Annotated in this window: 10 protein-coding genes; 2 read left to right on the top strand and 8 right to left on the bottom strand. The window is 70.7% G+C overall.

All coding sequences use genetic code 11. The features are described 5' to 3' along the window. Nucleotides 1-48: 48 nt before the first annotated feature. Together gor and rpiA are read right to left on the bottom strand one after the other, a co-directional pair. Nucleotides 49-1,413 carry a glutathione-disulfide reductase gene (gene gor, locus FDP22_RS14180; RefSeq protein ID WP_138574647.1) on the bottom strand — a complete coding sequence of 455 codons (1,365 nt, stop codon included), beginning with the start codon at nucleotides 1,411-1,413 and terminating at the stop codon, nucleotides 49-51. Then, nucleotides 1,413-2,201 carry a ribose-5-phosphate isomerase RpiA gene (gene rpiA / locus FDP22_RS14175; protein ID WP_138574645.1) on the bottom strand — a complete coding sequence of 263 codons (789 nt, stop codon included), beginning with the start codon at nucleotides 2,199-2,201 and terminating at the stop codon, nucleotides 1,413-1,415. Before rpiA ends, gor begins: the two co-directional genes overlap by 1 nt. A 195-nt stretch (nucleotides 2,202-2,396) precedes the next feature. Between rpiA and FDP22_RS14170 the strand changes: the two genes are divergently transcribed. Beyond that, nucleotides 2,397-3,785: an L-serine ammonia-lyase gene (locus tag FDP22_RS14170; RefSeq protein ID WP_138574643.1), complete on the top strand. Its 1,389-nt coding sequence runs from the start codon at nucleotides 2,397-2,399 to the stop codon at nucleotides 3,783-3,785. A 48-nt stretch (nucleotides 3,786-3,833) separates the two neighbouring features. Here FDP22_RS14170 and FDP22_RS14165 read toward each other — a convergent pair whose 3' ends face one another. From FDP22_RS14165 to FDP22_RS14140, 6 genes are all read right to left on the bottom strand, one after another. Continuing rightward, nucleotides 3,834-4,538: a thiamine diphosphokinase gene (locus FDP22_RS14165; protein ID WP_239031783.1), complete on the bottom strand. Its 705-nt coding sequence runs from the start codon at nucleotides 4,536-4,538 to the stop codon at nucleotides 3,834-3,836. Nucleotides 4,539-4,715: 177 nt separating this feature from the next. Then, entirely contained in the window at nucleotides 4,716-4,931 is a 216-nt protein-coding gene (locus FDP22_RS14160) for a DUF2842 domain-containing protein (RefSeq protein WP_138574639.1), read from the bottom strand. A gap of 1 nt (nucleotide 4,932) precedes the next feature. Further along, on the bottom strand, nucleotides 4,933-6,225 hold the full coding sequence (locus tag FDP22_RS14155) for an adenylosuccinate synthase (protein WP_138574637.1): 1,293 nt from the start codon (nucleotides 6,223-6,225) through the stop codon (nucleotides 4,933-4,935). 135 nt (nucleotides 6,226-6,360) lie between these two features. After that, nucleotides 6,361-7,953, bottom strand: a complete 1,593-nt coding sequence (gene serA, locus FDP22_RS14150; RefSeq protein ID WP_138574635.1) for a phosphoglycerate dehydrogenase — start codon at nucleotides 7,951-7,953, stop codon at nucleotides 6,361-6,363. Nucleotides 7,954-8,060: 107 nt separating this feature from the next. Beyond that, nucleotides 8,061-9,233 (bottom strand): phosphoserine transaminase, encoded by a 1,173-nt coding sequence (locus FDP22_RS14145; protein WP_138574633.1) that lies wholly within the window; start codon nucleotides 9,231-9,233, stop codon nucleotides 8,061-8,063. 192 nt (nucleotides 9,234-9,425) lie between these two features. After that, nucleotides 9,426-9,653, bottom strand: a complete 228-nt coding sequence (locus FDP22_RS14140) for a DUF1127 domain-containing protein (RefSeq protein ID WP_138574631.1) — start codon at nucleotides 9,651-9,653, stop codon at nucleotides 9,426-9,428. Nucleotides 9,654-9,752: 99 nt separating this feature from the next. On the opposite strand from FDP22_RS14140, the gene FDP22_RS14135 reads away from it, so the two are divergent. Then, nucleotides 9,753-11,150, top strand: a complete 1,398-nt coding sequence (locus FDP22_RS14135; RefSeq protein ID WP_138574629.1) for an aminotransferase-like domain-containing protein — start codon at nucleotides 9,753-9,755, stop codon at nucleotides 11,148-11,150. Nucleotides 11,151-11,661: the final 511 nt, after the last annotated feature.

The following is an 11,661-nucleotide window of genomic DNA, read 5'->3' as shown; positions in this document are numbered from 1 at the left end:
TGTCCTCCGCTTAGATTGTTCCCCAATCTGGGGTTTCATGACCCGTGATCAAGTCTCCGCGACAGGTTCACGCATGGTCACAAGCTCTTCCGCCGCCGTGGGGTGGACCGCGCAGGTCCGGTCGAAATCTTCCTTCGTGGCGCCCATCTTCACGGCGATGCCGGCGAGCTGGATCATTTCGCCCGCACCGTGGCCGACGATGTGGCACCCGAGCACGCGCCTGCTTTCCCGCGCCACCACCAGCTTCATCAGCATGCGCTCGTCACGCCCCGAGAGCGTGTGCAGCATGGGGCGGAAGCTGGAGCGGTAGATCTCCACCGGCCCCTGCGCGCGGGCCTCCTCCTCGCTCATCCCCACCGTGCCGATCTCGGGCTGGGTGAACACGGCCGTGGGCACCAGGTCGTGGTCCGGACTGGTGGGGGTGGCGCGGAACACGGTGTCCACGAAGGCCATGCCCTCGCGGATCGCCACGGGCGTGAGCGCGAGCCGGTCGGTCACGTCACCCACCGCGTAGATCGAGGGGACGGAGCTCTGCGAGAAGGCATCCACCTTCACCGCGCCGTTGGGGGTGAGCGCCACGCCGACCTCCTCCAGCCCCAGCCCGGCGGTGTTGGGCACCCGGCCGGTGGCGAAGAACACGAGGTCGGTCTCCACCTCACCGCCGTCGTCCATCTCCACCGTGAAACCGCCCCCGGCGCGGGGGGTGATGGCCGCCGGCTCGCCGCCGTAGCGAAAGGCGATGCCCTTCTTCGCCATTTCCGCGGCGACATGGGTGCGCACATCCGCGTCGAAGCCGCGCAGGACGAGGTCGCGGCGGTAGGCGAGCGTCACCGCGCTGCCGAGGCCGTTGAGGATGCCGGCAAACTCGCAGGCGATGTAGCCGCCGCCCACGATCAGCACGCGTCCGGGCTGCGCCGGCAGGTCGAACATCTCGTTCGAGCTCACCGCGTGCCCGATGCCCGGGATCTGCGGCAGGAAGGGCCGGCCGCCGGTGGCGATCAGGATGTGGCGGGCGGTGAAGGTCTCGCCCGTCGCCAGCCGCACTTCGTGCGCGGAGGCCAGGGTGGCGCGGGTGGAGAAGGAGTGCACGCCCGTGCGGTCCAGGTTGGCGGCATAGAGCCCTTCCAGCCGGGCGATCTCGGCGTCCTTCGCCGCGATCAGCGAGGACCAGTCGAACACCGGCTTCTGCGGCACGGACCAGCCGAAGCCCTCCGCGTCCTCGAAGGCCTCGGCGAAGGCGGAGGCGTAGACCATGAGCTTCTTGGGCACGCAGCCGCGGACCACGCAGGTGCCGCCGTAGCGGAATTCCTCGGCCAGCCCGACGCGCGCGCCGGTGAGCGCGGCCATGCGCGCGGCCCGGACACCGCCGGACCCGCCGCCGATGACGAAGAGATCGAAGTCGAAGTCGGCCATCAGTCCTCCAGCCTCCCGATGAGATCCTGCTCCTCCTCCGGCGCGGGAGGGGCGATCACGCGGTCCTCCTCGTGCAGCGTCATCCGGATGACGGTGCCGCCCGGCTCCCCGATCACCGCCGCCTGGGCGATGCCGATGAACAGCCCGGTCTCCACGACGCCGGGAATGTCGGTGAGCAGATGCGCCAGCGCCGTGGCGTCGCCGATGCGGCCCAGGTGCAGGTCGATGATGAAATGGCCCTCGTCGGTGACGAAGGGTTCGGAATTGTGCAGCCGCAGGGTGGAATTGCGCCCGTCCACGTCGAGGTCGGCCAGCGCCTCCTCCACGATGGCCTTGGTGGTCTTCCAGCCGAAGGGCACGATCTCCACCGGCAGCGGAAAGGCGCCCAGCGTCTTCACCCGCTTCGCGCCGTCCGCGATCACCAGCATGCGGTCGGAGGCGGTGGCGACGATCTTCTCCAGCAGGAGCGCGCCGCCGCCGCCCTTGATGAGCGTGAGGCTCTCGTCCAGCTCGTCGGCGCCGTCGATGGTGAGGTCCAGCCAGCCCGCGTCGTCCAGCGTGGTGAGCGGCACGCCGAGTGCGTTGCACAGGTCGCGCGTGCGCGAGGAGGTGGGCACGCCGATCACGTTCAGCCCCTCGCGGTGGATGCGCTCGGCCAGCAGCCGGTGGAACCAGGCCGCGGTGGACCCGGTGCCGAGCCCAAGCCGCATTCCGTCCTCGACGAAGGTGAGAGCCTGGCGCGCGGCCAGGAATTTGGCCCGGTCGGGCGGAGAAAGTTCGCGGCTCATCGTCAACCTCGGCGCGTGGGGCTGCCGGTCCGGGGGAGGTCCCGGCCCGCAGGCCTCTATAATGGTTAGCGCGGCCTGTTGCGAGACGAAATGCCCGCGTCGCTCTGTCCCGTTTCGCCTGCCGAATGTCGGTATCGGCCTGTTGCGGCCGCGGGCGCACGTTATGCTCGGGGGCGCCAGCAAGGGAGACGCCGGATGTTCCTCAGTGTGTTCGACATGTTCAAGATCGGCGTGGGCCCGTCCAGCTCGCACACGATGGGGCCGATGCTGGCGGCGGCGCGCTTTCTCGAGCGGCTGCGCAGCGGCGCGGACCGCATCCCCGGCGCCGGCGCCCCCGCGGCGCTGCGCTGCACCCTGCACGGCTCGCTCGCCTTCACCGGCAAGGGCCACGCGACGGACCGCGCGGTGACCCTGGGCCTTGCCGGTTTCGTGCCCGCCACGCTGGACCCGCAGCGCGCCGAAGCGGCCGAGGCCGCCCTGGCCGAGCGCCACGCCCTCACCCCGGAGGGCCTTCCGGAGATGGCGTTCGATCCCTCCCGCGACATCGTGTTCGACTATGGCCCGCCGCTGCCCGGCCATGCCAATGGCATGGTGCTGGAGGCCATGGACGCGGCCGGGAACCTCGCCCTGCGCGAGACCTATTATTCCGTGGGCGGCGGCTTCGTGCTCACCGAACGGGAGCTGGAGCGCCCGGCGCCGGGGGCGCCCCTTCCGGTGCCCTACCCGTTCCGCACCGCCGCGCAGATGCTGGAGATGGCCCGGGCCTCCGGCCTCTCCATCGCCGCGATGAAGCGCGCGAACGAGCTGGCCGCCGCACCCGGCCAGCCGCTCGACGCCGGGCTGGACCGGATCTGGGAGGTGATGCGCGACTGCATGGAGCGCGGGCTGTCGGGCACCGGTCAGCTGCCCGGCGGGCTGGGCGTGAAGCGCCGCGCCGGGATGATCCGCGCCCAGCTCGACCATGAGCGCGGGCTGAACCTGGCGCCGCCGCATGTCACGAACGACTGGATTTCCGTCTATGCGATGGCGGTGAACGAGGAGAATGCCGCGGGGGGCCGCGTGGTCACCGCGCCCACCAACGGCGCGGCCGGCGTGGTGCCGGCGGTGATCCGCTACTGGCTGGACCACGTGCCCGGCGCGCAGGGCCGCGGCGTGCGCGATTTCCTGCTCACCGCCGCTGCCGTGGGCGGGATCATCAAGACCAATGCCTCGATCTCCGGCGCGGAGGTGGGCTGCCAGGGCGAGGTGGGCTCCGCCGCCGCGATGGCCGCGGCCGGGTTCTGCGCCGTGCTCGGCGGCTCGCCCGAGCAGGTTGAGAACGCCGCGGAGATCGCGCTGGAGCACCATCTGGGCATGACCTGCGACCCGGTGCGCGGCCTCGTGCAGGTGCCCTGCATCGAGCGCAACGGGCTGGGCGCGGTGAAGGCGGTGGCCGCGGCCTCGCTGGCCCTGCGCGGCGACGGCTCGCATTTCGTGCCGCTGGACGCCTGCATCGAAACCCTGCGCCAGACCGGGCGCGACATGGACGCGCGCTACAAGGAAACCTCGCTGGGCGGGCTGGCGGTGAACATTCCCGAGTGCTGACACCGCACCGCCCGTGCGGCGCCGGAGGAGATGGCCCCGTGCGCGGGGTTACCAGTTCGCGCTGTTCAACATGCACGCCGTCTGCCCGAGCGCGCTGAGCGGCAGGAATACGAGCATCCCCGGCCGGTCGAACGCGAGGGTGACCGGCCCGCCCAGGGCCGCGTTGGAGGTGCCGATCCGGCCGTCCGGCGCCATTTCCATGCCTTCGGCGTTCCAGACCAGGCCCTCGCAGCGGGTCACCCGCGTGGGGGCGACGGGCCAGAGCGACACCCGGGTCTGCGGCGGCAGGTCCAGCATCACCGGCCCGGCGGCGAGAAAGCACAGGTCTTCCGGGCCCAGCAGCAGGATGCGCCGCTCCGGCCGCGCGGCGATGGCCGACAGCGCCGACAGCAGGTGGTCCACCCGGCCGCCGGTGAACCCCACGCCGATCACCAGCCGCGCGGCGACATGGGTGAGGCATTTCTCGAAATCGGTGCTGTCCTGCTCCGCGACGGCGCGGATCTCCACCCCGGCGGAGCGGTACGCCTCCTGCGCGCCGAGGGAATCCAGGTCGCCGATGATCGCTTCGGGCATCCGGCCGAAGGCGCGCAGCCGGTCCGCGCCGCCATCGGCCGCGAAGAGGCGCGGCGCCAGTTCCTCGGCCGCGCGCAACACCGGCTCGGCCAGATCACCCCCGCCCACGAGGGTGACACGCGCATCCTGGTCCGCGAAGGGCGGCAGGGGGGGGGCGGGGGGCGACGGCTGGGCTGACACGGCTGACAAGACCTCCTCAGGACAGGCGATCGGCGTGGGACCGGGGCGCTTGCGCTCCGGGCAGTGCCGCTCCCCCGGGGCCCCGCGCCTTCGGGCGAGACCCGGAAGCAAGGGTGGCGCCATCCCCTGCCCGGCCGGACACCGGAACGGACGGGTGCGGCCCGGGCGGAGGCGGCGTCAGGCGTCCGGGTCCTCCCGGCCCACCCCCTTGAACACGAAGCGGAACGGCAGCGCCCAGAGCACGCCGAGACCCACGTAGATGGCCAGTTCGACGGCCCAGTGCGGCCGGTCGAGCAGCGACATCACCGTCACGGCCACGATCACGTAGGCCGGCATGCCCACCAGCAGGAGCAGGAGGGCCAACCGTCTGCGCGCGCGCCAGGACAGGGCCATCTCAGCCCTCGAACGGATCGGTGACGAGGATGGTGTCGTCCCGCTCCGGGCTGGTGGAGAGGATGGCGACCGGGCAGCCGATCAGCTCCTCGATGCGGCGCACGTACTTGATGGCCGCGGCCGGCAGGTCCGCCCAGGAGCGCGCGCCCTCGGTGCTCTGCGACCAGCCTTCCAGCTCCTCGTAGACCGGGACAACCCGCGCCTGGTGGGCGGCGGCGGTGGGCAGGTGGTCGATGAACTGACCGTCCAGCTCGTAGCCGGTGCAGATCTTCAGGGTCTCGAACCCGTCCAGCACGTCGAGCTTGGTGAGGGCGATGCCGGTCACGCCGCCGGTGGTGCAGGTCTGGCGCACGAGGGCGGCGTCGAACCAGCCGCAGCGGCGCTTGCGCCCGGTCACGGTGCCGAACTCATGGCCGCGCTCGCCCAGCCGCTGGCCGGTCTCGTCATGCAATTCGGAGGGGAACGGCCCCTCGCCCACGCGGGTGGTGTAGGCCTTCACGATGCCGAGCACGAAGCTGATGGCGTTCGGCCCCATGCCGGAACCGGTCGCGGCCATGCCGGCCATGGTGTTGGACGAGGTCACGAAGGGATAGGTGCCGAAATCGATGTCGAGCAGCGCGCCCTGTGCCCCCTCGTAGAGGATGCGGTCCCCCTTGCGGCGATGGGCGTCGAGCACGCGCCAGACCGGCTTCGCATAGGGCAGCACCTGCGGCGCGATCTCCAGCAGCATGGCCTTCAGCGCGGCACGGTCGATCTCCTCCATGCCCAGGCCCCGGCGCAGCGCGTCGTGATGGGTGAGCAGCCGGTCGAGCCGGGTGTCCAGCGTCTCCTCATCGGCGAGATCGGCGACGCGGATGGTGCGGCGGCCGACCTTGTCCTCATAGGCGGGGCCGATGCCGCGCCCGGTGGTGCCGATCTTGGCGGTGGAATTGGCCTGTTCGCGCGCGCGGTCCAGCTCGCCGTGCAACGGCAGGATCAGCGGCGTATTCTCCGCGATCATCAGGCTGTCGGGGGAGATGTCCACCCCCTGCCCGCGCAGCTTCTCGATCTCCGCGATCAGCGCCCAGGGGTCGAGCACCACGCCGTTGCCGATGGCCGAGAGCTTGCCCGGCCGCACGATGCCGGAGGGCAGCAGGGAAAGCTTGTAGACCTTCCCGTCGATGACGAGGGTATGGCCGGCATTGTGCCCGCCCTGAAAGCGGACAATCACGTCGGCCCGCTCGCTGAGCCAGTCGACGATCTTCCCCTTGCCCTCGTCACCCCACTGGGCGCCGACAACGACTACATTGGCCATTTCACTCTCCTGCCGGAAAAACCGCCGCGCTTATACCCCCCGCCGCGCGCGGGTGAAACCTCCAAATGGTCGCGCGGCCCGCCTTCGGGGGAAGACGGGCCGCGCAGAAGGCTCAGCTCCGGGCCGCGCCCGGGATCAGAAGCGCAGGAACTTCGCCTGGCGCACCTGCGGCAGCGCCTCGATGCGCGCAAGCGTGTCCTTGTCGATCTCGCCGTCGATGCCGAGGAAGGCGATCGCCTCGCCGCCCTTCTCGGCCCGGCCGAGGGCGAAGGTGGCGATGTTCACGTCCAGCTTGCCCAGCGTGGTGCCGAGCGCGCCGATGTAGCCCGGCGTGTCGGTGTTGGTGGTGTAGAGCATGGCGGGCTGCAGCTCCGCCTCCAGGCCGATGCCCTTGATCTGGATGAAGCGCGGCTTGCCGTCGGAGAAGATGGTGCCGGCGACGGAGCGGGTCTGCGTCTCGGTCACCACCACAAGGCGCATGTAGGTGCCGTAGGCGCCCTGCTCGTCCTTGCGGGTCTCGGCGATCTTGATGCCGCGCTCACGCGCGACCACCGGGGCGGAGACCATGTTCACCCCGCCTTCCCCGACCAGCGGCTTCAGCAGGTTCGCGGTGAGCGCCGCGGTGAGCGGCTTGAGGTTGAGCTGGCCCACGCGGCCGACGTACTCGATCTCGATCTCCTTGATCGCGCTCTCGGTCACCTGGCCGGCGAAGCCGCCCAGCATCTCGGCCACGGTGATCCAGGGCTTCAGGACCGGGGCTTCCTCCGCGGTCACCGAAGGCGCGTTGAGCGCGTTGGAGATGGCGCCGCGCGTCAGGTAGTCCGACATCTGCTCGGCCACCTGCAGCGCCACGTTCTCCTGCGCCTCCGAGGTGGAGGCGCCCAGATGCGGGGTGCACACGATGTTGGGGGCGGAGAACAGCACGTTGTCCTTTGCCGGCTCCTCGGCGAACACGTCGAAGGCGGCACCGGCCAGGTGGCCGGACTTCAGCGCCTCGGCCACTGCCGCCTCGTCGACCAGCCCGCCGCGGGCGCAGTTGATCAGGCGCGCGCCCTTCTTCATCTTCGCGATGCGCTCGGCGTTGAGCAGGTTCGCGGTGGTGGCGGTCTTGGGCAGGTGCAGGGTCACGAAATCGGCGCGGGTGAGCAGCTCGTCGACCTCCTCGATCTTCTCCACGCCCATTTCGGTGGCGCGCTCGGCGGAGAGGAACGGATCATAGGCGACGACCTTCATCTTCAGCCCGATGGCGCGCGAGGCGACCACCGACCCGATGTTGCCGCAGCCGATCACGCCCAGGGTCTTGCCGGTGATCTCGGCGCCCATGAACTTCGACTTCTCCCACTTGCCGGCCCGGGTGGAGGCATCGGCCTCCGGGATCTGGCGCGCGCAGGCGAACATCATCGCGATGGCGTGCTCGGCGGTGGTGATCGAGTTGCCGAAGGGCGTGTTCATCACCACGATGCCCTTGGCGGAGGCGGCGGGGATGTCCACGTTGTCCACCCCGATGCCGGCGCGGCCGATGACCTTCAGGTTGTCGGCCTTCGCGATCAGCTCCGCGGTGGCCTTGGTGGCCGAGCGGATGGCGAGACCATCGTAATTGCCAATGATTTCCGCAAGCTTCACGGGGTCCTTGCCGAGATCGGGCTGGAAGTCGACCTCCACGCCATTGTCGCGGAAGATCTGCACGGCGGCGTCGGACAGCTTGTCGGAGATGAGCACTTTAGCCATCGGAGTGTATCCTTGGAATGAGGGGAACCGGCGCCCCGGGCTCTGACCCGGGGCCTCATCGGTCGGCCAGCCCGCGGGCCGGCGGAAGGGTCCGCAGACCCCTGAAATCAGGCGGCGGCGGCCTCGGCCTTCACGGCCTCGTAGGCCCAGTCGAGCCAGGCGGTCAGCGCCTCGACATCGGCGGTATCGACCGTCGCACCGCACCAGATCCGCAGACCGGCCGGGGCGTCGCGATAACCGTTGATGTCGTAGCCCGCATCGGCCTTCTCGATCAGCGTGACCATGGCCTTCACGAAGGCGCGCTGGCCGGCATCGTCGAGGGCTGCCACCGCAGGGTCCGTGATCCTGAGGCACACGGAGGTGTTGGAGCGGGCCTCCGGCACATCCACCAGGTTCGCCACCCAGTCGCGCGCATCGGCCCAGGCCTGCACGGCGGCGAAATTCGCGTCGGCGCGGGCGCGGATGGTCTCGGGGCCGAGCTGTTCCATCCAGTCCAGCGCGTCCTCGGCATCCGCCACGCAGAGCATGGAGGGGGTGTTGATGGTCTCGCCCTTGAACACGCCCTCGATGAGCTTGCCGCCCTTGGTGAGGCGGAAGATCTTCGGCAGCGGCCGGTCCGGGGTGAAGCTCTCGAGCCGCTCCACCGCGCGGGGCGACAGGACGAGGATGCCGTGCGCGCCCTCGCCGCCCATCACCTTCTGCCAGGAGAAGGTGACGACATCGAGCTTGGCCCAGTCGAGGTCCTGCGCGAAGGCCGCCGAGGTGGCGTCGCAGATGGCGAGGCCTGCGCGGTCTGCCGCGATCCAGTCCGCGTTCGGCACGCGGGCGCCGGAGGTGGTGCCGTTCCAGGTGAAGACGACATCGGCCTCGGGGCGGACGGCGGCGAGATCGGGCAGCGCGCCGTACTCGGTGGTGAGGACCTTCACGTCATCGAGCTTGAGCTGCTTCTGGATGTCGGTCGCCCAGCCGGCGCCGAAGCTCTCCCAGACGAGCACATCCACCGGGCGGGGCCCCAGCAGCGACCACAGCGCCATTTCCACGGCACCGGTGTCGGAGGCGGGCACGATGCCGACGCGATACCCCTCGGGCACGCCGAGGAATTTCGCGGTGCGGTCGATGACGGACTTGAGCTGCGCCTTCGGCTTCGAGGCGCGGTGCGACCGGCCGAGGAAGGCCTTCGCGGCGACGCTCTCAAGCGTCCAGCCGGGGCGTTTCGCGCAGGGACCGGAAGAGAATTCAGGGCGCGCAGGCTTGACCTGCGGCTGTGCGGGGAAGCTCATGGACGGCTCCGTCGTCAGGGTGAAATTCCTGAGCCTGCCCCCGCTCACCCATAACCCGGGAGCCGGCCCGGGACTGCAGGTACTCCCGGGCCCCACGCCGGTCAACCGGGAAAATGCGACGCATTGCAGGAATTTCGCGACGCGGGTTTCATATCGGAAACACGCGTCGCGATGGGTGTCACGGCGCCCGGTTCAGGCGCGCCAGAACGGCTTCGCCGCCTCGATCAGCGCCATTTCCCGGGTGATGCCGATGTCGGCGAGCCGGGTCTCGTCCATCTGCGCCAGGCTGCGGCGGGTGCGCGCGCGATGGGTCCAGACCACGGTGAGTCGGGCAAATCGTACCAGCACATCCGCCAGCACCGGCAGACGGTTCTGCGCGCCCAGGTCGAGCGCGAGGAGTTCGGAGGATTTCACAGGCATGGCTGCCTCCTTTTGTGATGGTACAATATTGCAATCTGGTCCCGTTCATGGGATAATGATTGATACAATACCGCATCGACAGCTCGCCAGAGGTATATTGTGACGGATACAAAATGGCTGCCGGACATCGCGGGCGCCGAGGGGCCGAAGTATCGCGCCCTCGCCGACGCGCTGCGTCATGACGTGCGCGAGGGCACGCTGGAACCGGGCACCCGCCTGCCCCCGGTGCGCGATCTCGCCTGGCGGCTGAACGTGACGCCCGGCACGGTGGCGCGCGCCTACCAGATCGCCACCGATGCCGGGCTGCTGGAGGCCACGGTGGGCCGTGGCACCTTCGTGCGCGGCACCCGGCACGAGGAGGCCGACTCGAGCATCCTCATCATGCCGGAGCCGGAAGCGCCGGGCATGTACGACCTGCTGGCCAGCCGCGCGGTGGAGGTGGGCCAGAGCGCGGTGATCGGCGAACGCGCGGCGCAGATCGCCACCTCCGGCCTGTCCTTCACCCGCTACGCCGCCGAGCCGACGGACCTGATGCCCTGCAAGGTGGCCGCGCAGGCCTGGCTCTCCGCCCAGGGTATCCGCTGCTCGGTGGAGAATCTCGTGCTGACCGAGGGCGCGCAGAACGGCATCTTCGGCGCGCTGCAGATGATCCTGGGCGGGCGCGAGCCGGTGGTGCTCACCGAACAGCTCACCTACCCCGGCTTCCGCCGCGCCATCCGCGGCTGCCGCGCCCGCCCCGTGGCCGTGCCCAGTGACGGCGAGGGGCTGATCCCGGAGGCGCTGGAGGAGGCCTGCGCCCGCCTGCCGGTGCAGGCGATCCTGCTCTCGACCAATGTGCACAACCCCACCACCGTGCACACGCCCATGCACCGGCGCGAGGCGATCGTGGAAATCGCCCGCCGGCACGACATCCAGATCATCGAGGACGATGTCTACGGCATCTCGGTGCCCGGCCGCCTGCCCGGCTTCGACCAGCTCTGCCCGGAGCGGGCCTGGGTGACGACCTCGCTGTCGAAATGCGTGGCCGCCGGGCTGCGCGTCGGCTTCCTGTGCTGCCCGCCGGGCCGGGGCCAGCACGCGCCGCGCGCGCTGCGCGGCATCGGGCTGTCCACCTCGCTGCTGCTGGCGGGGCTGGTGGAGAACCTCATCACCTCCGGAGAGGCCGACCGCATCCGCGAACAGGTCTGGGCGGAGCTCGATGCCCGGCGCAACATTGCGGCGGAGAAGCTGCAGGGGCTGGATTTCCGCTCCCGCAAGGGGCTGAATTTCATCTGGGTGCCGCTGCCGATGTCCTGGCGGGTGACCGCCTTCGTGACCTCGTGCGAGCGCAACGGGGTGCTGGTGGCGGGCTCCGACGTGTTCGCGAGCTCGGATGAAAAGGCCCCGGCCGCGATCCGCATCGCGCTCTCCGGCCCGCCGAACCGGCGCCGGCTGGAACACGCGCTCGGCCGGGTGGCCGCATTGCTGCGGGAGCCGCCGCCCGATCTCATCGCCTGACCTTCGGGGCCGGTCCCGACCGCGCCGACAGCTCCTCCACGGCATCGCCGACGGGCGCTCACAGGCAGGGCGGTGCGCCCGGCCGGGGCCCGGGGCCTGCCACGTGACGCGGACGCCGGGAGGCCGGGCGTCCACGCGCGCGGTCCTGCCAGTGTGATGGTGCCGGTCTCACCATCCCGGTCCGGCCATGTTCGACCAGCGGTGCGCGACAGGCCGGGGCTGGCGCACCGATCGAGACGGGCCGTGCCGCATGAGCGGGGGCCGGCGCACCGGGCGCGAAGGACGGTGCGGCACGGGCCGGGGCCGGCGCATCGATCGTGGCGGGCCGTGCCGCACAGGCGGAGGCCGGTGTAACGGGTGTGACGGACGGGGCCGGACGCGCCGAATCCGGCGCATAGATCGTGACGGGCGGTACGGCACAGTTCCGGGCCGGCGGACCGGACGTGACAGGCGGCGCGCGTGAGGCCCGGGCGGGCCGACCGGGCGGTGCCATGCGCCGCCGCACCGGGGG

This window comes from Paroceanicella profunda (assembly GCF_005887635.2).
In the GTDB taxonomy this organism is placed as follows: domain Bacteria; phylum Pseudomonadota; class Alphaproteobacteria; order Rhodobacterales; family Rhodobacteraceae; genus Paroceanicella; species Paroceanicella profunda.
This window is presented reverse-complemented; position numbering and strand designations above follow the sequence as displayed.

Bases quoted from the DNA above. Each gene is read 5' to 3' on its own strand.
- gor (WP_138574647.1), bottom strand. From the start codon at position 1,413: ATGGCCGACTTCGACTTCGATCTCTTCGTCATCGGCGGCGGGTCCGGC.
- rpiA (WP_138574645.1), bottom strand. From the start codon at position 2,201: ATGAGCCGCGAACTTTCTCCGCCCGACCGGGCCAAATTCCTGGCCGCG.
- FDP22_RS14170 (WP_138574643.1), top strand. From the start codon at position 2,397: ATGTTCCTCAGTGTGTTCGACATGTTCAAGATCGGCGTGGGCCCGTCC.
- FDP22_RS14160 (WP_138574639.1), bottom strand. From the start codon at position 4,931: ATGGCCCTGTCCTGGCGCGCGCGCAGACGGTTGGCCCTCCTGCTCCTG.
- FDP22_RS14155 (WP_138574637.1), bottom strand. From the start codon at position 6,225: ATGGCCAATGTAGTCGTTGTCGGCGCCCAGTGGGGTGACGAGGGCAAG.
- serA (WP_138574635.1), bottom strand. From the start codon at position 7,953: ATGGCTAAAGTGCTCATCTCCGACAAGCTGTCCGACGCCGCCGTGCAG.
- FDP22_RS14145 (WP_138574633.1), bottom strand. From the start codon at position 9,233: ATGAGCTTCCCCGCACAGCCGCAGGTCAAGCCTGCGCGCCCTGAATTC.
- FDP22_RS14140 (WP_138574631.1), bottom strand. From the start codon at position 9,653: ATGCCTGTGAAATCCTCCGAACTCCTCGCGCTCGACCTGGGCGCGCAG.